This window comes from Mycobacterium toneyamaense (genome assembly GCF_055384815.1).
The window spans coordinates 140,413-160,783 of sequence record NZ_AP040333.1; the positions used below are offsets into that span (position 1 = coordinate 140,413).

Annotated in this window: 22 protein-coding genes; 15 read left to right on the forward strand and 7 right to left on the reverse strand. The window is 67.1% G+C overall.

Annotated elements, in window-relative coordinates:
- Positions 1 to 66 precede the first annotated feature (66 nt).
- Positions 67 to 447, forward strand: a complete 381-nt coding sequence (locus ACZ5IQ_RS00655; RefSeq protein WP_464480648.1) for a hypothetical protein — start codon at positions 67 to 69, stop codon at positions 445 to 447.
- Positions 448 to 467: 20 nt separating this feature from the next.
- On the opposite strand, the gene ACZ5IQ_RS00660 is transcribed toward ACZ5IQ_RS00655, so the two are convergent.
- Complete coding sequence (locus tag ACZ5IQ_RS00660; RefSeq protein WP_244872712.1) at positions 468 to 1,289, reverse strand: maleylpyruvate isomerase N-terminal domain-containing protein; 822 nt, start codon at positions 1,287 to 1,289, stop codon at positions 468 to 470.
- A gap of 155 nt (positions 1,290 to 1,444) precedes the next feature.
- Here ACZ5IQ_RS00660 and ACZ5IQ_RS00665 point away from each other — a divergent pair, with 155 nt between their 5' ends.
- Both ACZ5IQ_RS00665 and ACZ5IQ_RS00670 read left to right on the forward strand, forming a co-directional pair.
- Positions 1,445 to 2,221 (forward strand): SDR family NAD(P)-dependent oxidoreductase, encoded by a 777-nt coding sequence (locus ACZ5IQ_RS00665; RefSeq protein WP_029105664.1) that lies wholly within the window; start codon positions 1,445 to 1,447, stop codon positions 2,219 to 2,221.
- Between the two features lie 194 nt (positions 2,222 to 2,415).
- Positions 2,416 to 3,324 carry a DUF4349 domain-containing protein gene (locus tag ACZ5IQ_RS00670; protein ID WP_464480649.1) on the forward strand — a complete coding sequence of 303 codons (909 nt, stop codon included), beginning with the start codon at positions 2,416 to 2,418 and terminating at the stop codon, positions 3,322 to 3,324.
- 65 nt (positions 3,325 to 3,389) lie between these two features.
- Here the strand turns inward: ACZ5IQ_RS00670 and ACZ5IQ_RS00675 are convergent, their stop codons facing one another.
- Entirely contained in the window at positions 3,390 to 4,700 is a 1,311-nt protein-coding gene (locus ACZ5IQ_RS00675; RefSeq protein ID WP_464480650.1) for a hypothetical protein, read from the reverse strand.
- A 190-nt stretch (positions 4,701 to 4,890) separates the two neighbouring features.
- Here ACZ5IQ_RS00675 and ACZ5IQ_RS00680 point away from each other — a divergent pair, with 190 nt between their 5' ends.
- Positions 4,891 to 5,778, forward strand: a complete 888-nt coding sequence (locus ACZ5IQ_RS00680) for a helix-turn-helix transcriptional regulator (RefSeq protein WP_464480651.1) — start codon at positions 4,891 to 4,893, stop codon at positions 5,776 to 5,778.
- A gap of 69 nt (positions 5,779 to 5,847) precedes the next feature.
- Here ACZ5IQ_RS00680 and ACZ5IQ_RS00685 read toward each other — a convergent pair whose 3' ends face one another.
- The 3 genes from ACZ5IQ_RS00685 to ACZ5IQ_RS00695 all read right to left on the reverse strand — a co-directional run bounded on the left by ACZ5IQ_RS00685 (position 5,848) and on the right by ACZ5IQ_RS00695 (position 8,555).
- Positions 5,848 to 6,975, reverse strand: coding sequence for an NDMA-dependent alcohol dehydrogenase (locus ACZ5IQ_RS00685; protein ID WP_212807908.1), 1,128 nt, complete (start codon positions 6,973 to 6,975; stop codon positions 5,848 to 5,850).
- 147 nt (positions 6,976 to 7,122) lie between these two features.
- Positions 7,123 to 7,422 (reverse strand): DUF732 domain-containing protein, encoded by a 300-nt coding sequence (locus ACZ5IQ_RS00690; protein WP_464480652.1) that lies wholly within the window; start codon positions 7,420 to 7,422, stop codon positions 7,123 to 7,125.
- 101 nt (positions 7,423 to 7,523) lie between these two features.
- Entirely contained in the window at positions 7,524 to 8,555 is a 1,032-nt protein-coding gene (locus ACZ5IQ_RS00695) for a sigma-70 family RNA polymerase sigma factor (RefSeq protein WP_464480653.1), read from the reverse strand.
- 60 nt (positions 8,556 to 8,615) lie between these two features.
- On the opposite strand from ACZ5IQ_RS00695, the gene ACZ5IQ_RS00700 reads away from it, so the two are divergent.
- Together ACZ5IQ_RS00700 and ACZ5IQ_RS00705 are read left to right on the forward strand one after the other, a co-directional pair.
- Positions 8,616 to 9,455: an alpha/beta hydrolase gene (locus tag ACZ5IQ_RS00700; RefSeq protein ID WP_464480654.1), complete on the forward strand. Its 840-nt coding sequence runs from the start codon at positions 8,616 to 8,618 to the stop codon at positions 9,453 to 9,455.
- A gap of 13 nt (positions 9,456 to 9,468) precedes the next feature.
- Positions 9,469 to 10,506, forward strand: coding sequence for an alpha/beta hydrolase family protein (locus ACZ5IQ_RS00705; RefSeq protein ID WP_464480655.1), 1,038 nt, complete (start codon positions 9,469 to 9,471; stop codon positions 10,504 to 10,506).
- Between the two features lie 25 nt (positions 10,507 to 10,531).
- On the opposite strand, the gene ACZ5IQ_RS00710 is transcribed toward ACZ5IQ_RS00705, so the two are convergent.
- Positions 10,532 to 11,881, reverse strand: a complete 1,350-nt coding sequence (locus tag ACZ5IQ_RS00710; protein WP_464480656.1) for an aldehyde dehydrogenase family protein — start codon at positions 11,879 to 11,881, stop codon at positions 10,532 to 10,534.
- Between the two features lie 123 nt (positions 11,882 to 12,004).
- Here ACZ5IQ_RS00710 and ACZ5IQ_RS00715 point away from each other — a divergent pair, with 123 nt between their 5' ends.
- The 3 genes from ACZ5IQ_RS00715 (at position 12,005) to ACZ5IQ_RS00725 (ending at position 13,491) form a co-directional block, all read left to right on the forward strand.
- On the forward strand, positions 12,005 to 12,181 hold the full coding sequence (locus tag ACZ5IQ_RS00715; RefSeq protein ID WP_212807914.1) for a hypothetical protein: 177 nt from the start codon (positions 12,005 to 12,007) through the stop codon (positions 12,179 to 12,181).
- Between the two features lie 72 nt (positions 12,182 to 12,253).
- Positions 12,254 to 13,003 carry a DUF2786 domain-containing protein gene (locus ACZ5IQ_RS00720; RefSeq protein WP_212807915.1) on the forward strand — a complete coding sequence of 250 codons (750 nt, stop codon included), beginning with the start codon at positions 12,254 to 12,256 and terminating at the stop codon, positions 13,001 to 13,003.
- Positions 13,000 to 13,491, forward strand: a complete 492-nt coding sequence (locus ACZ5IQ_RS00725) for a TIGR04338 family metallohydrolase (protein ID WP_464480657.1) — start codon at positions 13,000 to 13,002, stop codon at positions 13,489 to 13,491. Before ACZ5IQ_RS00720 ends, ACZ5IQ_RS00725 begins: the two co-directional genes overlap by 4 nt.
- Positions 13,492 to 13,617: 126 nt before the next feature.
- Here ACZ5IQ_RS00725 and ACZ5IQ_RS00730 read toward each other — a convergent pair whose 3' ends face one another.
- Complete coding sequence (locus ACZ5IQ_RS00730; RefSeq protein ID WP_212807917.1) at positions 13,618 to 14,619, reverse strand: DUF4331 family protein; 1,002 nt, start codon at positions 14,617 to 14,619, stop codon at positions 13,618 to 13,620.
- A gap of 85 nt (positions 14,620 to 14,704) precedes the next feature.
- Here ACZ5IQ_RS00730 and ACZ5IQ_RS00735 point away from each other — a divergent pair, with 85 nt between their 5' ends.
- The 6 genes from ACZ5IQ_RS00735 (at position 14,705) to ACZ5IQ_RS00760 (ending at position 20,287) form a co-directional block, all read left to right on the forward strand.
- The gene (locus ACZ5IQ_RS00735) at positions 14,705 to 15,370 is read left to right on the forward strand and encodes an O-methyltransferase (protein WP_212807918.1); all 666 of its coding nucleotides are present in this window, start codon (positions 14,705 to 14,707) and stop codon (positions 15,368 to 15,370) included.
- On the forward strand, positions 15,370 to 15,765 hold the full coding sequence (locus tag ACZ5IQ_RS00740) for a hypothetical protein (RefSeq protein ID WP_212807919.1): 396 nt from the start codon (positions 15,370 to 15,372) through the stop codon (positions 15,763 to 15,765). The genes ACZ5IQ_RS00735 and ACZ5IQ_RS00740 overlap by 1 nt, the downstream gene beginning before the upstream one ends.
- A gap of 78 nt (positions 15,766 to 15,843) precedes the next feature.
- Positions 15,844 to 17,184, forward strand: a complete 1,341-nt coding sequence (locus tag ACZ5IQ_RS00745) for an FAD-binding oxidoreductase (RefSeq protein ID WP_464480658.1) — start codon at positions 15,844 to 15,846, stop codon at positions 17,182 to 17,184.
- Positions 17,181 to 17,927 (forward strand): DAPG hydrolase family protein, encoded by a 747-nt coding sequence (locus ACZ5IQ_RS00750; RefSeq protein WP_464480659.1) that lies wholly within the window; start codon positions 17,181 to 17,183, stop codon positions 17,925 to 17,927. Before ACZ5IQ_RS00745 ends, ACZ5IQ_RS00750 begins: the two co-directional genes overlap by 4 nt.
- 81 nt (positions 17,928 to 18,008) lie before the next feature.
- Positions 18,009 to 19,079: an alpha/beta hydrolase family protein gene (locus ACZ5IQ_RS00755; RefSeq protein ID WP_464480660.1), complete on the forward strand. Its 1,071-nt coding sequence runs from the start codon at positions 18,009 to 18,011 to the stop codon at positions 19,077 to 19,079.
- The gene (locus tag ACZ5IQ_RS00760; RefSeq protein ID WP_464480661.1) at positions 19,076 to 20,287 is read left to right on the forward strand and encodes a saccharopine dehydrogenase family protein; all 1,212 of its coding nucleotides are present in this window, start codon (positions 19,076 to 19,078) and stop codon (positions 20,285 to 20,287) included. Before ACZ5IQ_RS00755 ends, ACZ5IQ_RS00760 begins: the two co-directional genes overlap by 4 nt.
- The last annotated feature ends 84 nt before the right edge of the window (positions 20,288 to 20,371 follow it).

Genomic DNA, 20,371 nt, shown 5'->3' on the forward strand with positions numbered 1-20,371 from the left:
GAGCCGGGGAGCCGGGGCGAATTCGCGGCTACAGTAGGGGTCGTCGGGTTTGCGGGGAGGATTCACGTGAAACATTCGGTTGCCACCATTGCCACAGCGGGCGCGCTGGCCGCTGGGCTGGCGTGGCTGCCGGCCCCGCTGGCTCATGCCGAACGCTGTGTGCCGTTGGACGGCACCCCGATGGTGCTCAAGCGCGAGAAGAGCGTCGGCATCGGCAAGGACCTTCAGATCAACCGGACCTACACCTACGCCGATGGCATGGTGAACTGGACCATCGAGCAGTCCGGCGGCGTCAAATACAACACCGGCTTCGGTTTCGGCGCGCGGATCAACGCCGTCTACATCCCGGAACTGAATTCGAGTGGCTCGGTGCCCGGCGCACCCGGTGAATACGTGAACATCGACAGCTGGCATTTCCACGAGACCGTGCTGGTCTGCCCGCAGTAGTAGCCGTTCGCGGCGTCGCATCACACTTTCACGAACAGTTGACCGAGTTTGGCGCCGAGCCAGGGCTTGCGGCCTGCCGACAGGATCTTGCCCTGCAGAATCGACGCCCACTGGCTGCTCCGGCCATAGCCCACCAAGAGGTAGGCGACGGGGTCGGCTGAAATCCAGCAGTCGACGGCTCCGCCGGCCGGACCCACGGCGGCGGATCCGTCCTCGATCGTGACGCGATAGCGGGGACCGTCCCGGAATCGCAGCTCATAAGCCAGATGCAGCCCGGCGGCCTTCTGCCGGTCGACATAGTAGGGAATCATCGCCATTACGCCGGCTATGACGTACAACGCCTCGGCTCTCGAGATCGTCCAGTCGGCCCCGACAGCGCGGGCGATATCGAGGCCGTGGAGCAGCTGCTCGCCCAGCATCGCACTGGCCATGACCGGAACGGTCATGGCCAAACCGTTGAAGGCCGGCATCGGTTCGTCAGTTGGCCGCCGGTCGGATACCGCGATGAAGTTCTCCGCCGCGCTGATCAGCAGGTCGGCGAGCCGGCGCGGATCCCGTTCCGTGAACTGCTCGAGCATGCGAGCGTTTGCGATCACCCCTCGCTCGGTTGGGGTAGCACGCGGCGGCGCGAGCGCGAGGTACTCCTGAATGTCCGTCTCCCCTGTGACAAGCCCCGCGTAGTGCTGCAAGCCGGTGACCAGATGAGCAGCGGTCTCCGCCACGGTCCAGGAGAGATTCGGGACCGCTGCGGCGGGATCGGTCACGCTGCGTACGAGTGCGGATGTCCGGGACGCTGCGGCCCGCAAGGCTTCCCGGGTCCCTGCCAGATCGATGCCGGACACGACACAGATCCTCGCACCGGGCGGGTCGATGACGAGGTGTTTCAGGCGACCTCCGATTCGGTCGATTCGCCGGGTTCGATCGGCATGATGTCGACGCCGGATGGCCTTTGCGAGGTCCGTCCCGGTGAGCGGACGGCCTCGCATACGCTGTCGGCGTGGATATCAATGGAGCTAGCGCGGTCGTCACCGGCGGCGCGTCAGGAATCGGTGCGGCTGTTGCCCGTCAGTTGGCCGCCAAGGGTGCCCGGGTCGTCATTGCCGACCTCCAGGCCGAAAAGGGCGAGGCGCTCGCCAAGGAGATCGGGGGCGTCTTCGTCACCGTCGACGTCACCAACACCGAGCAGATCATCGACGCGGTCAAGACCGCCGCTGACCTCGGCCCGCTGCGTGCGCTCGTGAACTCGGCCGGTGTCGGCTGGGCCCAGCGCACCATCGGCAAGGACGGCGAGTTCGAGTCGGCGCACAACCTGGACCTGTACAAGAAGGTCCTCGACATCAACCTGGTCGGCACCTTCGACTGCATCCGCATCGCCGCCACCCAGATGAGCAAGAACGACCTCGCCGAGTCCGGTGAGCGTGGCGCCATCGTCAACATGACCAGCGTCGCGGCGTTCGACGGCCAGATCGGCCAGGCCGCGTACTCGTCGTCCAAGGGTGGCGTCGTGGGCCTGACCCTGCCGGTCGCGCGCGACCTGTCGGCAGTCGGCATCCGCGTGAACACCGTGGCCCCCGGCCTGATCGACACCCCGATCTACGGCGAGGGCGAAGCCTCGGAGGCCTTCAAGGCCAAGCTCGGCGAGTCGGTGCTGTTCCCGCACCGCCTCGGCAAGCCCGAGGAGCTGGCCTCCATGGTCATCGAGCTGATCACCAACTCGTACATGAACGCCGAGGTCGTCCGCGTCGACGGCGGCATCCGGATGCCTCCGAAGTAGTTCTTTCGCGAACAGACACGAAACTGCCCCTTGTCTTCGGATGAGGGGCAGTTTTGTTGCGGGGTCGCCCCGCGGGACTGCGCGCGCCGACCCCGCACCGAATGTGCGCAGAGATTGCGGATCCAGCCGTCTTGGCGATCTGGCTGCACATTCGCCGCCGAATTCCTGTGAATCGCTCGGTACGCTCGGATGGCATGACGCGCACGCGGTTCCGGCCGGTCGTATTTCTCGCTCTGTTGATCGCCTCGTTGTGGTTGGTGGCCGGGTGCAGCGGCGGCAACTCGACGCGGCATTCCGAGTCGGCCCCGGCGGCACCGGCGCCGCTCAAGAGTGGCGGGGATTTCAAAGGCGGTGCCCCCGAGGCGCCCGCGCCGCCCGTCGAACAACCGCGGGACATCGTCAAGACCGCGTCGCTGATCCTCGTCACCGCCGACCCGGCGGCCGCCGCGGACAAGGCGACCACGATCGTCGACAAAGCGGGCGGACGCGTCGACGAGCGCTCGGACGACGCCGGGTCGACGTCCGGCCGCGCGAGCGTCCACTTGGTGCTGAGAGTGCCGGCCAACGGGCTCGACGCTGCTTTGGCGTCGCTCAAGGGGCTCGGTACGGTCCAGACCCTCGAGGTCAAGACCGACGACGTCACCGCACGCCGTGTCGACCTCGATGCCCGGATCACCGCGCTGAAGACGTCGGTGGATCGGTTGCTCGGGATCATGCGTGACTCGAAGGACCCCGATGCGTTGATCAAGGCCGAGGAGGCGTTGTCGTCGAGGCAGGCCGAGCTACAGAGCCTGCAGGCGCAGCGCGACACCCTCCGCGACCAGATCACCTACAGCTCGGTCGACGTCCAGATCACCGCCGAGCGTCGCGGTGGCCCAGCCCCGGAGCGCTATCACGGCTTCTTCGGGCAGATCGAACATGGCTGGGACACGTTGTGGGCCTTTGGTTCTCACCTCGTACTGGCGTTCGGATTCCTGCTGCCGTGGCTGATTCCACTGGCGGTCCTCGGCGGGGCGCTTTACGTCTTCGTCAAGTGGTCGGGCTCGCGTCACAAGAGCGCACCAGCCGAGCCTGCGGCGCCCGCCTCCAAAACGGAGGAGTAGCTTCCGCACGTCGTGCGAAAACCCCCAATCTCGAACCGAATTGGGGGCGTTCGCGGGTGCGATCTCTACTTGGCTGCCCCCGAACTGGCCTTCTGGCCCTTGTTCGCGCCACTGCTGTCTGAGTCGGGCTTTGTCGGCTTGGTCGATGCATCCGTCTTGGCGGGCTTGCGGGGCTTCGTGAAAGTCTTCTTCAGATCCTCGCCGAACTTGTTGGTGGCAGATGTGATCTGCTTACCGGCAGTCGAGATCGCCTTCGCCGCAGCTTTTTCGACGTCCTTGACTGCTTGGGTCGGTGTGGGGCCGGCGACGGGCTTGGCGACTGGAACCGCAGCTTCCTGGCTGGTTGTTGTCGATGCGGCTGCGGTCGTGTCAATTGCTGTCGACGTCGATTCGCTCTTCGTCGAATCCGCCGGCGCGGGAGCTGAACCGGGCTTCGTCGGGACCGCCGTCCCTGACGATGCGGTTGCAGGATTGGTGGACGGAGTGATCGCCGATGCGGCAGTCGAGTCTGAAATTGCCGAGTCAACATCTGATCGAGGTGCCACGGCTGCAGTTGGTTTGGGCTTGAGAGCCTGTGCGACCCTTTCGCGCGTATATCTGATCAGTTGATTGATCACGCCATCCTCGCCCAGGACCCCAGCGGTGTCGAAATAGGAATAGCCGTTCAGGACTGCGCCGGTTATCACTGCCGGTGCATTGATGAGAAAGCTCGCCGCGGTGACGAGATCGCGCGCCTTGAGCGCGTCGCCGAACCCTTGCAGGGTGTCACCAACTGCCATCTGGAATGTCTTGATGGCGGTGAAAGAGTACTGGAACGGCCCGATGGCGAGAGCGTACGGCAGTTCGGTGGCGATGGTGTACACGTCCTTTGCCACGCTCTGCCAGATGGCGAGCGTGCCCAGCAACGGCAGCCCTACTTTGAACTTGAACCTATTGACGATCCCGTTGTACAAGCTGTCGGTCGCTCCTCGAAGGTCGCCTGCGCGGGCTTGATCGGCCGCAACACGCGCGTAGTGGGCGATACCATCCGGGCTCCAGGGGCTGAGCCATCCCTGAAGCCCTGTCGCGACGGTCTGAAGAATTGTGCCCAACGTGTTGGCGTCCGTCATACGGTTTGCGATGAGTTGCTGGAGGACCGGCGCAGGGTGTCCCACGAGGTAATGACCGATGTCCAGCAGATTGCCCACAGTCGCCTGCCCAACCGACGCCCAGGTCTCCAGCGGGTTGGTGAATGCCGTGAGTTCGACCGTTGCGGCAGAGCGCAGGGCCGGAACATGAACGGCCGCTGGGGAAGCCGTGACGGGGGTGAGAGCAATGACGCCGGCGCCGACGAGCGCGACGCCGGCGTTCATATACGGGCGTAGAGCGAGACTCAACTCGGTCTCCTTTGGTTCAGTCGAGGAGGTCAGCTGTCGCTGACCGGCCCGAAAAGTACGGACTGAACCGCAGATGTGCATTCACATTCTGTAGGCTTTTCAAATATTCAAACCAGGCGAAGTTACTAGAAGGTAGGTTTGCAAAACCGGCCACGGTTTATCTCGGAAGGCCTAGCATTCCGCCGACCGTGTGATCGAAAATGATGTGCCAGTGGGGTTTCCGATGGGGATGAAGCCGTGGGACGGCGACCGCCCGCTTACGCCGCGAATAGTGTTGGAGCGCGAGGATGTTGCGGCGCGCGGGTTGTCGTTCGCCTTCTCCACGGAGCGCATCTCGGCGCCAACGGATTGGTGCAGCTTCAGTGACACGCATCATCTGGTGTACGTATATCGCGGTGGCGCCATGCATTCCATCCAGACCGCGCTGGACTGGGGACCATCGGGCCAGGTGCCGCCGACGGCGGGAGACGTCTGGTGGAAGCCGGCGGGCGTTCAATGTGCGGCGCTGGTCCAAGGCGATGTCGCCGGCATTTGTGAGATTGCCGTCCCGCGCGGGGTGATCGACGACACGGCACTGTTGCCCCGAATCAAGTACCGGGACAGGCTCATTCACCATTTGGTCGAGGAAATTTACAGCGTTGCCGACCGTGACGACGCCATGGCGCGATTACTCACCCACTCGTTGGCTGAAACCACCCGCCTGCTGATCTGCGAGAAGTACACCGCTACGGCACCGAGGAAACCAGGGCATCGGAACCTTGACGCCCAGACTCGTTCCAGGCTCGTCGACTTCCTCAGCGACGGAATCGATTCCGAGATTCATCTGGATGCACTGGCGCAGTTGGCGGGGATGCCGGTGCACGCGTTCATCGGCGCGTTCCGGCGGGCCTTTCACACCACGCCGTACCAGTTCCTCCTGGACTTGAGGATCGACCGTGGCAAGATGCTGTTGATGTCCAGTGCGACGAGTATCGCCGAAATTGCCTCATCAGTTGGCTTTTCGACGCCGAATCACTTCGCCACCGCGTTCCGGAAGCGTGTCGGCGTATCGCCCAGTGCGTATCGGAACGCCCGGTGATCGTGACCAGGACACAAAACTGCCCCTTCTCCGCGGAAAGGGGCAGCTTCGGCTGTTCGCGAAAGAGAGTTACCAGTCTGACTCGTCGAAGGTGACGACACCGCGAATGTTGTTGCCGTCCAACATGTCCTGGTAGCCCTGGTTGATGTCCTCGAGCTTGTAGGTCCGCGTGATCATGTCGTCGATGTTCAGCAGACCGGACTTGTACAGCGCGGCCAGGCGCGGGGTCTCGATGTGCGAGCTGCCGCCACCGAAGATGTTGCCCTTCAACGTCTTCTGCAGCATGGTGAACAGGAACAGGTTCAGCTTGACGTCGGCGTCCATCATCGAGCCCATGCCGGTCACGACGCAGGTGCCCGTCTTGGCCGTCAGGATCATGGCCTCTTCGATGTACTCGCCCTTCATCTCGCCGACGGCGATGATGACCTTGTCGGCCATCAGGCCCCAGGTCAGGTCGATCATCGGCGCGATGGCCTCGGCCATCGACGGGTAGACGTGCGTCGCACCGAACTTCATCGCCTGGTCGCGCTTCCACGGGTTCGGGTCGATGGCGATGACGTGCTTGGCGCCGGAGATCACCGCGCCCTGCAGCGCGCTCATGCCGATGCCGCCGACACCGACGATGGCGACGGTTTCACCGGGCTGGACCTGCGCCACGTTGGTGGCCGAGCCGAAGCCGGTCGGCACGGCGCAACCCATGATGGCCGCGGACTCGAACGGGATGTCCTTGTCGATCTTGACGACGGAATCCTTGTGGACCGTCATGTACGGCGCGAAGGTGCCCAGCAGGTTCATCGCCGCGACCTCTTTGCCGCCGGCGGTGTGGATGCGGTTGGTGCCGTCGGCGATCGACTTGCCACCCAGCAGGACGGCGCCGCGGTCGCACAGCGAGCGGAAGCCCTTCATGCACGGCGGGCAGGAGCCACAGGCCGGGATGAACGCGAGGATGACGTGGTCGCCCTCTTCGATGCCGGTGACGTTCTTGCCGACCTTGGTGACGACGCCCGCGCCCTCGTGCCCGCCGAGACAGGGCAGCGGCATCGGGGTCGCGCCCGTCGTCAGGTGGTAGTCGGAGTGGCACATGCCCGCGGCATGCATCTGAATCTGGACTTCGTCGGCAACGGGGTCACCGAGGTCGATCTCCTCGACCTGGAACGGGGAGTTCACTTCCCACAGCAGAGCACCTTTGGTCTTCATGACGAAGATCATAGCCACAAAGTAAGAACACGTTCCAGAATGATGGTATAGAGGCGCTCTGACCTGCATAGATGATAACTAAGAACCTACTCGCCAGTCACTTGCAGACTAGGGTGGCTAGTGCCCTGGGGCCGCGGCTAGTGTGCTCTAACCGCCCGCGAAGTCGGGGCAGAGGTGAGTGGTCGAGGCGCTGACGAACAGCGCGCCCTGATTGAAGGCGTACGCCTTCTCGACGACCGTCATCTCGTCGAGAACCGTCACGCCGCCGCGGAGGTCCTTGCAGACGCCTTGGCCGGCGGCCACCATCTGGTCGGGCGTCTTGCCGGGCAGGGTGGCGCCGTTGATGCTGATCTCCTCCAGGAACGAGCCGGGGCTCGCCGTCGCCGCCGGGGCCGCCAAAACGGCAGTGGCGGTGATCACGGCGGCGCCGAGCAGCACGGTCTTCATGATCGATCCCTTTCGTCAGCAGGTCACCAGGCTGTGCCACTGAACGTATCGGCGATCGACAGGTGGAGATATAAGGGAGATCCCTACTGTTTCGACAGTCCTCAGAGGTGGGCCGGCAGTCCGAACTTCTCGAACAGCGTCGGGTCCATGAACGCGACGACGTGCGAGATGCCCTCGGGCTTGATGTCCAGCACGTGCAGCTGGAACGCCTCGTGCCGGCCCGTCTCGGCATTGCGCATGTACATGCCTGCGGCGGACTGTCCGTTGGCGGTGGTGGCGACGAACCGCATGTCGCCCGGGTGCTCGGCGGGGCACTTGAAACGGGACAGCTCGACGATGTCCCGCGGGCCCGAGTACCAGGTGTCGAACGGGGGCATCTCCCACACCGAGTCGGCGGTGAACAGCTTCACGAGCGCGTCCATGTCGTAGGACTCGAAGGCGTTGACGTACTTGGCCAGCAGGTCCTTGGCTTCGTCGGACTCCGGAGCGACCAGGACGTCGTCCTGGCTGGGGCCGACGGCATCGAGCTGGGCGCGGGCCCGTTGCAACAGGCTGTTGACGGCCGCGGTGGACGTGCCGACGGCCTCGCCGACCTCGGCGGCCTTCCACTGCAGCACGTCGCGCAGCACCAGCACCGCGCGCTGGCGGGGCGAAAGATGTTGCAGCGCAGCGATGAACGCCAGCCGCACCGACTCACGGGAGCCGACGATGGTCTGCGGATCACCCGGTGCGTCGCGCACGTCGGGCAGCGGCTCGAGCCAGGCGGTGTCGGTGCGCTCGGTGATCTCGGCCTGCGGGTCGGCCGCCGGCTGGCCCAGCCCCGACGGCAACGGCCGGCGTTGACGGCCTTCCAGTGAGGTCAGGCAGGTGTTGGTGGCGATGCGGTACAGCCAGGTCCGCACCGACGACTTGCCCTCGAAGTTGTCGTAGGCCTTCCAGGCGCGCAGGTAGGTCTCCTGCACCAGGTCCTCGGCGTCGTGCAGAGAACCGGTCATGCGGTAACAGTGGGCCAGCAGCTCGCGCCGGTGCCGTTGGGCGTCGGCCAGGAACGCGTCCCTGGACTGTGCCGGTGTGGCTGCCGCGTCTTCTCTGAGGACACTCACGTGACCCAGGGTACGCAGGGGGTGTGACATCCGGCGGGAGTCGCGGCGGCGACGGACGCACCGTGGGCCGACCCCAGATATTGTCTCTCCATGGCCACGACCCGCAGCGAACGCAGCTTCGACGGTATCGGTGGCACCAGGATCGTCTACGACGTCTGGGTGCCCGAGACCGATCCGACGGGCGTGGTGGTGCTGTCCCACGGTTTCGGCGAGCACGCCCGCCGCTATGACCATGTCGCGCAACGCTTCGGTGAGGCGGGGTTGATCACCTTCGCTCTCGATCACCGCGGCCATGGCCGCTCGGGTGGCAAGCGCGTGGTGGTCCGTGACATCTCCGAGTACACCGGGGACTTCCATCATCTGGTCGGCCTCGCGACCGCCGAATATCCCGACCTGCCACGGGTCGTGCTGGGCCACAGCATGGGTGGCGGCATCGTGTTCGCGTACGGCGTCGAGCATCCGGACGACTACAAGCTGATGGTGCTGTCCGGCCCGGCGGTCGACGCCCGTTCCCAGGTCAGCCTGCCGTTGGCGCTGGCGGCGAAGGTGCTGGGTTCCATCCTTCCCGGGTTGCCCGCGGAGAGCCTGCCGTTCGACGCGGTGTCGCGTGATCCCGAGGTGGTCGCGGCGTACAACGCCGACCCGCTCGTGTACCACGGCAAGGTGCCCGCAGGGGTGGGCAAGGCGCTGATCGAGGTCGGCGAGACCATGCCGCAGCGCGCCGCCGCCCTCACCGCGCCGCTGTTGGTGGTGCACGGCGAGGACGACAAGCTGGTCCCGGTGGCCGGCAGCCGCAAGCTGGTGGAGTGCGTCGGCTCGTCCGACGTGGCGCTGAAGGTCTACCCGAAGCTGTACCACGAGGTGTTCAACGAGCCCGAGAAGGCAGTGGTGCTCGACGACGTCGTGAGCTGGATCGAAGTGCGGCTGTGACTGGGGTGCTCGCGTGAAATGGGCTGTGCGCTTGTTGGTTTGGCTGGCGGTGCTGGCGGTGGCGGCGTGCGGTTCGGACAAGCCGGGCGGTGGCAGCGACTGGGTTGATGAGGACGTCAGCTTCGTCGCCGACGGCCTGACCATCCACGGCAGCTACCGCCATGTGCCCGGAGCTGCCGCGGCGCCGTCGGTGTTGCTGATCTCCGAGAGCGGCCAAACCGACCGCAACGGTGACAACGCCGTCGCCGGCAAGGTCGGCAACATGCGGCAGCTCGCCGAGTACCTGTCCGACAAGAAGGTCGACAGCCTGCGGTACGACAAGGTCGGCACCGGTAAGACCGGGCTCGGGCCGCACGCCCAGAACCTGCGTGACGTGGGCAGCGCGGTGTACACCGCCGGCGCCAAGGCGGCCGTGAAGTTCCTGGCCGCGCAGAAGGGCACCGACACCGCGCGCATCTCGGTCTACGGGTTGGGGGAGGGCACCGTGCACGCCTTGGCGCTCGCCACCGACACCGGCCCGGATGCCCCGAAGATCCATTCCCTCGCGCTGCTGCAGCCGCTGGCCGGCCGGTATCTCGATGTCATCACCAACCGCGTGCGGGCCTCGGTCGACGCCGACGTGAAAGCCGGCGCCAAGACCCGGCAGCAGGCCGACCAGGTGCTGGCGGACTGGTCAGCGGCCGTCGCGTCGACGCGCGCCACCGGCACCCCGCCGGCCAAGCTGCCCGAAGGCCTGAGCGCGATCCTCAACCCCGCCAACGCCAAGGCGGTGCTGGAGGCGGACGCCATCGACCCGCTGGCGCTGGCCGCGAAGCTGCCGAACGGCATGCCGGTGCTGCTGACCTGCTCGGATTCGGACGTCCAGGCCTTCTGCGAGGCGGAGCAGCCGCTGATCGCCGCGCTGGCGCACACCGCGCTCACCGTGGTTCCGCTCAAGGGTGTCAGCCACGTGCTGCGTGACGATCCGACCGACAACGTCGCCAACTACGCCAACAAGGCGCCGCTGTCCCCGCAGCTGACGGGCGCGCTGGACGGCTTCGTCACTAAGTAGTCACCACGGTTCGGGCCGGGCCGATTCAGGCGGCCGGCGGGGACCAGTGCACCACTTTCATCGCCGTCATCTCATCGAGCAGCTCAGGGCCGAAACCGAATCCGTTGCCGCTGGCGCGGCGCGGTTCGGCCGCACCACCCGGCGCACCGCCGAACACCGAATTGATCTTCACAGTTCCCACCGGCAGCGCCCGCCAGGCCTCCTGGGCATGTCCCATGTCACCGGTCAACACCGTGGCGGCCAGGCCGTACCGGTCGTCGGCTGCCTCGGCCAGTGCCGTGTCGAAGTCGGGCACGCTGCGCACAGCGGCGACGGGCCCGAAGGTCTCCTCGCTGAACACGAGCATGTCCGGCGTACAGCCGGTCAGAACGGTCGGCGGGTAGAACGTGCCCGGCCCGTCCAGTGGTTCGCCGCCGATGAGTACACGCGCACCGCGCGAGACGGCGTCGGTGACGTGCTGGTGCACGTGAGTGCGGTGCCGCTCGTCGACGAGCGGCCCGATCCGGCGGGACCATTCGCGCGCTTCACCGAGCAGCGCCTCGACGAATGCCTCGAGCTGCGACTCCACCACGTAGATGCGTTCCACTGACACGCAGATCTGGCCGGCGTTGGCAAAGGCGCCCAGCGCTGCCTGCTGGGCGGCCCAGTCGGTCTGCACTCCCGCGTCGACGATCAGCGCGTCGTTGCCGCCGTTTTCCAGCAGTGCCTTGGCACCCCGCTCGGCGCAGGCCCGCGCGATCGACCTGCCGGTGGCGCTGCTCCCGACATGCGCGACGACGTCGACCGCCTCGGCCGACGCCAATCGGGCACCCGTCGACCCATCTCCGTCGACGATTTCGAGGACGCCCTCGGGCAGGTGGGCCGCCAGTAGTTCGGCGAACCACCGACCGGTGCCCGGGCACCGCTCACTCGGCTTGTGCACCACCGTGTTTCCGGTGGCCAGCGCAGCGCCCAGCAAGCCCGCCGCCACGGCCACCGGATCGTTCCACGGTGTCAGCACCGCGACGACTCCCCGCGGCTGCGGAATCATGAGATCGGTTGCGGCCCAATTTCCCTGCAAGCTGTGGCCGCGGTGAAGCGGTCCCAGCTGGGCGTACTGCAGCAGTGTGCCGATGCTGGCTTGTACGCCACCCAACGCATCGGGTGCGGGCTTGCCGGTCTCGCGTTCGTTCAGTTCGGCCAATCCGTCGGCGGCGTCGCGGATCGCAGCCGCCGCGGACTCCAGGCAGGCGGCTCGGTCGGCCGGCGGCGTCCGGGCCCACGCGGGATAGCTTTCGCGGGCTCGTTCGACTGCGCTGTCGCATTCCGACGGGCCCGCGATCGGCACCCGCGACACGGTGTCGCCGGTGCGGGGATCGAGAACCGTCAATTCCATGGTTTGCACGCAACCTCGCTTACCCCGCCGAGCCCTGATCGAACCCGGCGGGAGCAGGAGGAGGTGTCCAACCTTCAGCGGTGGGTATATCGGCATCACGACCGACGAACAGGACGGACTGCCATGGACAAGGATGATCCCGGCTCCCGGGGCACATACACCGACGCCGACGTCGAGACCGGCGAGGCCAAGCGACCACTCAGCGCCGACGACGAACTTCGCCGCGCCAGCGCCACCGGCCGCGACGAGACGCCCGATGTCGACCAGGAATCGGGTGAAGCGCAGGAGCCGCCCGACTGACAACGGTTGCGGCGACGGCCACGACCCGTCGCGCGCGCGGAAACGTCGTACGCGTCCCATAATGTCGCGAGCATGAGTGACGACAAGATGCTGGCCCGGATCGCGGCGCTGCTGCGGCAGGCCGAGAACACCGACAACCCGCATGAGGCCGAGGCGTTCATGGCGACGGCCCAGCGCCTGGCCACCACGACGTCGATCGATCTGGCGGTGGCCCGGGCGCATTCGGCGACCCGGACCGCGGCACAGGAACCGGTGCAGCGCACAGTGACCATCGGGGAGGCGGGCACCCGGGGTCTGCGCACGTTCGTGCAGTTGTTCGTGCTGATCGCGCGGGCCAACGACGTGAAATGCGATATCGCGTCCAACTCGACTTTCGTCTATGCCTACGGGTTCGCCGAGGACATCGACGCCACCCACGCCCTGTATGCCAGCGTGGTGGTGCAGATGGTCAAGTCGTCGGACGCCTACATCTCGACGGGTGCGCACCGGCCGACGCCGACCATCACTGCCCGGCTCAACTTCCAGCTGGCATTCGGCGCCCGCGTCGGGCAGCGGCTGATCGACGCCCGCGAGGAGGCCCGGCAGGCGGCGACCGCCGAACGCGCCGACCAACCGGGGACCGCGCTTGCGTTGCGCAACAAGGACCTTGAGTTGGTGTCGTTCTACAAGAAGACGTCGCAGGCGCGGGGGAGTTGGCGGGCGACGAGTGCGTCGGCCGGCTATTCGTCGGCAGCGCGACGGGCCGGGGACCGGGCCGGGCGCCGGGCGCGGCTGGGGCCGAGCCCCGAACTATCCAGTGCGCGTACGGCTCTGGAGCGATGACCCGGGACGTTCAACGATCCGCGGTGTACGCCGCCGAGCAGTTCGTGCGCACGCTGTTCGACCGCGCCGGGGAACGCGGCAACCGGGCGGTCGAATTCTTCGGGACACAGTTGACGTTGCCGCCCGAGGCGCGCTTCGGGTCCGTCGACGCGGTGCGAAGCTACGTCGACCAGGTGCTGACCATGCCGGCAGTGGCGGCGCGGTGGCCCGATGCCGGCGCGGTGGCCGTGCGGGCGCGGCGAGGCGTGACGGCCGCGCACTACGAATCCGGTGACGGCGGCGCGGTCATTGCGGTGCCCGAACGCCAATCCACCTGGGCCCTCCGGGAATTGGTGGTCCTGCACGAGGTGGCCCACCACGTGTCCGCTGCGGTACCGCCGCACGGTCCGGCGTTCACCGCGGCGTTCTGCGAGCTGGCCGACATCGTGATGGGCCCGGAGGTGGGCCACGTCCTGCGGGTCGTCTACGCCAAGGAAGGCGTGCGCTAACTACACCCTTTCCCGCGTGCGCTGCCCCCTTTCCCGCGAGCGGCCGTGTTTGTACATGGACACGCCGCGTTCGGTGTGTATTACGCGCACGCTCGCGGCCGGCGAGCGTGCGTTTCCAGTGCTGTCCTAATGCGGCGGACCCAGATACGGGAAGACCTGCAGGGTGTCGGTGTGCGGGCTCAGGCCGGACGGTGGGCAATCGCCCTTGGTCAGCGAGGCCAGCCGGTAGTCGATCACGTCGTCGGTGAACACCCGCCCGTTCGGGTACTTGGCCGGCAGTGATGGGTTGAACGTCAGCATGTCGGGCAGGATGCCCTCAGCGTCGACGGCGGCGACGGCCTCCTCGTCGGTGTAACCGCCCGTGTGCCCCAGCAGGTGGACGAACATCGGCATCCAGCGGTCGCGGTCGTGGACCGGCTCGCTGGCGTTGTACTCCTCCTTGGTGTCGTCGGTGTTGAAGAAGCTGCTGACCGACGGATGCCCGGCCCGGTCGACGTGCAGCAGCGCACCGTCCCGGCGGACGCTGCAGCGGCCCCATATCCGGATGTCGGGCGCGGCTCCCAGGAGCGCGGTCGGCAGCTCCAGGACCATCGAGCACACATTGGCCTGCGTGTTGGAATCCACACCGGTCCAGGGGAATTCGCCACTGAGGTGCAGCGCGGTGAAGTTGCGGCCGCCCCTGATGTCGAACAGGTTCTTGATGCCGTCGAAATCGAAGAAGAAGGCATCGCTGCGGGCCCCGGCGAAGAACCGGTAACCATTGGACTCAGCGATCACCGGCTCCTTGCCGAACGACACTTCGACGCCCTCGAAGATCTTGTCGCCCACGGCTTCCGGTGACTCGGCGGCCTCGCCGGTGGCCAGGTACACATCGACGGTCTGGCGCCCGTCCACCGGCTCGGAGAACACGTAACTGAAGGCGATGTCGTTGCGGAGATCGCCGTCGTTGTCGATGGCGAGGCGGTAGATCGCATCGGGATGCAGGGCGTCGGCGTTCGGGTTGGCGTTGAGGATCAGCACCGTGCGGGCCGGGTCGGCCGGCGATTGGAAGGCGTACAGATCGCAGAGGTCCAGGCGCTGGTCGCCCAGCGGCGGGCCGAGGCTGAGGCCCGTGAAGTGATTTGACATAGCCGTCATTCAAGTGGCCGACGGGCCGCGCTGACGGCGAATCGGTCAATCTGGGCACCGGATTTTCGCGCGCTAGCCTGGGGCCATGACGCAACCCGAGCCGCAGGCAGTCGACGAGATGTTCAACCGGGTGTTGCACACCGAGGACGAGGCGCTGGCCGCCGCGCGCCAGTCCGCGGTGACGGCGGGCATGCCGGCCATCGAGGTCTCGGCGCAGCACGGAAAGCTGTTGTCGCTGTTGGCGACCATCAGCGGCGCCACCCGGGTGCTGGAGATCGGCACGCTGGCGGGCTACAGCACCATCAACCTCGCCCGCGGTATCGGAGCGGAGGGCCGCGTGACGACGTTGGAGTACTCCCCGGAACATGCCGCAGTCGCCCGGACCAACTTCGAGCGGGCCGGTGTCGCGGACCGCGTCGAGGTGCTGGTCGGCGCGGCGCTCGACACGTTGCCGCAGCTGGCGGAGCGGGGCGAGCAGTTCGACTTCTTCTTCATCGACGCGGACAAGGAGAACAACAGTGCCTACGTCGACTGGGCGGTGCGGCTGGCGGCGCCGGGCGCGGTGATCGTCGTCGACAACGTCACGCGCATGGGCCGGGTGCTCGATCCGGCCGCCGACGACCTGCAGGCGCAAGGTGTGCGCAACATGCTGGAGCTGGTGGGCAATCATCCGCGCCTGGAGGCCGCCGCCATCCAGACCGTCGGCGCCAAGGGCTGGGACGGTTTCGCAGTGGCGCGGGTGGCGACGTAGTGCTGCGCGTCGCCGCGGCGGGACTCGTGTTGGCCGTCGGCATGGCACCGACAGCCTGGGCTGACCCGACGGCACTGCCGGAGGTGCCGGTCTCGCCGGGAACGACGTTCGTCGACGATCCGGCGATCGTCGACCCCCACCCGCTGGCGGCGGAGTCCTGGAGCCGGCTGGACCCCGAACCTGCTGTGGCGCTGAATATTTCGCTCGGATCGCCGGACTGCTACGGAGTGCACGCCACGGTCCAGGAGACCGACCAGGCCGTGACGGTCACCTTGACGGCCGGCCGCAGGTCCGATCGCGAACGCATGGTCTGCACCATGATGATCATGCCGGGCAAGATCGTGGTGCCGTTGGCCAATCCTGTCGGGGCTCGGGCGGTGCTGACGGCCGAGTAGGCCCGCAACTCGAATTTGACGCAGCCGCTGATTCCCGGTGTTACGTTTCGGTGGGGCGTCGAGGCGTGAGGAGTTGCGGTGACAGCTTTGGCCGAGGTCCGACATTTTCGCCGCGGTGACGCGAGCTATGACGAGGCACGCTGCGCGACGGTGTGGAATGCGCTTGTGCCGCAGCGCTTTCCGGACGTCATCGTGCAGGCGTCGTGCACTGCCGATGTGGTGGTGGCAGTCCGCTACGCCCGCGCGAACAAGTTGGCCGTCGGTATCCGATCCGGCGGGCACAGTTGGTCGGCCAACCACCTGCGCGACGGCGGCCTGCTGCTCGACGTGAGCCGGCTCGATACGTGCCGGGTGGATCGCGACGCGATGACCGCCGTCGTCGGGCCCGGAAAAGGTGGCAGCGTGCTGGCCGCCGAACTGGAGCAGCAGGGCCTGTTCTTCCCGTCGGGACACTGCCGTGGCGTGCGACTCGGCGGGTATCTGCTGCAGGGCGGCTACGGGTGGAACAGCCGCGTGCTGGGGCCGGCGTGCGAAAGCGTGCTGGCGCTCGACGTGGTCACCGCCGATGGTGAGCAGATTCGGTGCGACGCCGAGCATCACTCCGATTTGTATTGGGCGGCACGGGGATCCGGCCCGGGATTCTTCGGCGTCGTGACGGCGTTCCACCTACGCCTCTATCCGCAGCCGTCGGTCTGCGGCAGCAGCCTGTACGTCTACCCTTTCGAGGCCGCCGACGAGATCTATACGTGGGCCCGCGCGATCAGCGCCGACGTGGACCGCCGGGTGGAGCTGCAGATCGTCGCTTCGCGGGCCATGCCGAGCTCGGGTCTGGATACGCCGGGCATCGTGCTGGCCTCCCCAGTGTTCGCCGACAGCGACGACGAAGCGAAAGCTGCAGTCGCACTGCTGGATACGTGTCCGGCGCGGCCCCATGCCCTGATGGCCGTGCCGTTCGCACCGACGAATCTGCCCACCTGGTACGACGCCGTGATGAGCAACTATCTCAGCGACCACCGCTACGCCGCGGACAACATGTGGACGTCGGCGTCGACGGCCGAGTTGTTGCCGGGCGTGCGCAACATCCTCGAGACCATGCCACCGCATCCGTCGCATTTCCTGTGGCTGAACTGGGGGCCGTCGCCCGCCCGTCAGGACATGGCTTACAGCCTGGAAGACGAGGTGTACCTGGCGCTCTACGCCGGCAGGCAGGACGCAGCCGATGACGAAAAATACGGCGATTGGGCCCGATCGAACATGGCGGCGATGTCCCACCTGGCCACCGGGATACAGCTGGCCGACGAGAACCTCGGTGCCCGGCCGGCCCGGTTCGCCACCGACGCGGCCATGGCGCGACTGGATGCGGTGCGCGCACAATATGACCCGGAGGGTCGCTTCTACGCCTGGATGGGACGGACATGAGCTACCTGGGTTACCGCGGTGACGACGCGGACACACCGTTCGGCAGGTTCTTCAATCCGGAGATGGCGGCGCTGCCACGCCATGTGGTGGAGGCGCTCGAGCACGGGCCGCAGGCCGGCCCGGTGCTGCCGGACTTCGACGAACCGCTGGCCGCCGACGGTTATCAGCAGACCGAGAACGGCTACGGCACCCTGTCGGACGGCGGGTACACCGTTGCCGTGCGCACCGACATGCCGGGCGTGACGCCGCAGATGTGGGACTGGTGGTTCGGCTGGCACGGCTGCGACGCGCGCCGCTACAAGCTGTGGCATCCGCGGGCGCATGTGTCGGCGCAGTGGCGCGACGGCCGTGACGACGTGGCCTATGTCGGCCGGACCTCGCTGGTCGAGGAGTACCTCGGCTCGGCGCTCAGTTCGGTGGCGATCCAGTTCGTCGACCCCGAGTCGCAAGGGCACGCGGGGCTGGCCATCGTCGCCCGCCTCGGTTCGCCGGACATCCCGGTCGACATCGGCTGGCTTGTTCATCAGGTGCGGCCGACACCCGACGGCGCCGAGATGCGCTCCCGATTCTGGATGGGCGGGCAGCACGTCAGCTTCCGTGCCGGTAAGTCGTTGGCGGACCATGCTTTTCGGGTCCTTGCCGCGCGTCAGCTGCCGCACCCGCGGGATCTGCTGGTGCACTGCGCGCAGGAGATGAACCACCTGGCCGGCTTCTTGCCGGAGCTCCACGCGCAGTTCGGTTGACCCGCAGCTCGCGAGGAGTCTTCGCATCGCGAGTGGCTGACGCCACTCTCGATTAACTATCGTGTGAGCTACGATCGTGGAATGGATGATAGTTCTGCCGTGGGTCGTCACCGTCCTACCTGGGTGCGTCGCACGCTGATCGCATTGGGTTGTGTCGTCGCGGTCGTGGTTTCGGCGGGCGGCTGGGTGCTGTACGCCAACGACTTCGCGATCCGCGAGCAGCGCGTCACCATCCCTGCGCCGGCGCAGCCCCTTGACGGTGTGCTGGCCCTGCCCAAGACGGGGAAGGGACCGTTCGGCCTGGTCGTGTTCGTCCACGGCGACGGTCCCGCCGATGCCAGCCGCGACGCGTTCTACCGGCCCATCTGGGAGTCCTTCGCGGAGGCCGGCTATGCGTCGTTGTCGTGGAACAAGCCCGGCGTCGGCGGCGCGCCCGGCAACTGGCTGAACCAGAGCCTGGCTGACCGGGCCGACGAGACGAGCGCCGCGATCGACTGGGCCCGCACCCGGGCCGACATCGATCCGCACCGCGTCGGCATCTGGGGTATCAGCCAAGGTGGATGGGTGGCGCCCGAGGTGGCGGTGCGCAAACCCGACTTGCAGTTCATGATTCTCGTTGGGCCGGCAATCAATTGGATGCGGCAGGGTGAGTACAACCTGCGGGCTGAACTACGGGCGCGGAACGCACCGCAGTCGGAACTGGCGGCGGCCCTGGTCCGACGAGAGCGGACGAATCAGCTGCTGCGCAACGGTGCCACCTACCACGAGTACCGCATGGCGGGCATCGACGCGTCGCCGATGTCCGCGGACCGCTGGGGATTCGTCGCCCGTAACTACCGTGCGGACGTCAGCGCGACGTTGCCGCGTCTCGCGGTCCCGGTGCTGCTGGAGCTCGGCGAGGGCGACCGGAACGTCGACGTGACCGAAACCGAACGCGTCTATCGCGCGCTGGTGCGTCCCGATCTGTTGACGGTCCAGACCTATCCGCACGCCTCGCACAGCCTCGCCAAGGATGACCTGGAAAGCAATCCCGACAGCGTAAAAGCCTATGTGATAGGAACTTTCGCGCCTCGGCAGATCTACGCACCCAGCTACCTAGACAATCTGCGGCGCTACGTCCAGGAACTGCCCGCCGCCAAGGAGGCCGGATGAGGATCCTTGCGTTGGGTGGCCCCGGCGCGATGGGTGCGGTGGCGGTCCGGCTCGCCGCGCGGCTGCCCCGGGTCGACGAGATCGTCATCGCCGACCGGGACGGTGCCGCCGCACACCGGTTGTGCGGACAACTCGCCGAGGCGCCGGTGCGGGTCAGTGCCGCCCAGGTTGACGTCACGGATGAGGTGGCCCTGTGCCGGCGCCTGGACCGGGCGGATCTCGTCGTCAACACCGTCGGGCCGTACTATCGCTTCGGAGTCCCGGTGCTGCGCGCCGCGATCGCTACGGGCACGCACTACGTCGACATCTGCGACGACTGGGAACCGACGGTGCAGATGCTCGAACTCGACGAAACCGCCCGTGCCGCAGACGTTTGCGCTGTCATCGGAATGGGGGCCAGCCCGGGAGTGAGCAACCTGCTCGTCGCCACGGCGGCCGCCGAACTCGACACGGTGCGCGACGCCTACACCGCATGGCCGGTCGACGTGTCCGGGACGGGCGGCGATGGTGGCGAGGTGCTGTTGGGCCCAGACGGCCGGCCGTCGGCCGCGGCCGTGCACTGGATGCTGCAGAGCAGCGGCAAAATCTGCACCGTCCGGGGTGGACAGCTGACGTTCGAGCGTCCGCTGCGCGCGGTCGGGTTGACCCTGCCGGGTGGCCGTCGCGGCACCGCGTACACGGTGGGCCAGCCCGAGCCCATCACGTTGCGGCGCACGCTCGGACTCACCGGCGAGGCCGTCAACCTCATGGTGATGCGGCCGCAGACCCTGGCCTACCTCGATGTGCTGCGTCGCGACACCGACCGGCGCCGACTGACCCACGAGACGGCAGCACTGCAGTTCGCGAAACCGAACCTGTTGCACTACTTACGATCTGTGCCGTTGTCGTGGCGAAGCAAAGGTCCGGGCACGCTACCGCCGTTCTTCGCCGCGGTGTCCGGCACCCGCGCCGGACGCGACCGCACGGTGCTGACCCACCTCGACCTGTCCGGGAGCGCGGCTGGATTGTTCGGGGACATGGCCCGGGCCACGGGCATCCCGCTGGCGTTGGGCCTGGCGCAGATCGTCGACGGCACCGCGCGGCGCCCGGGGGTGCACCCGCCCGACGCCGTCATCGACGCGCCGCGATTCTTCGCCGACCTGGCCCGCCAACTCGATCGGCCCGACGGCCGGCCGTTCGTCATCGTCGAACAGGACGAACGTGCCTAGACTTGGGTGCCCCGCCCGTCGTACCGCGGGCACAAGGAGCTGACCGTTGGACGCACCCATCGAAGTGCCGACCCGCACCCTCGT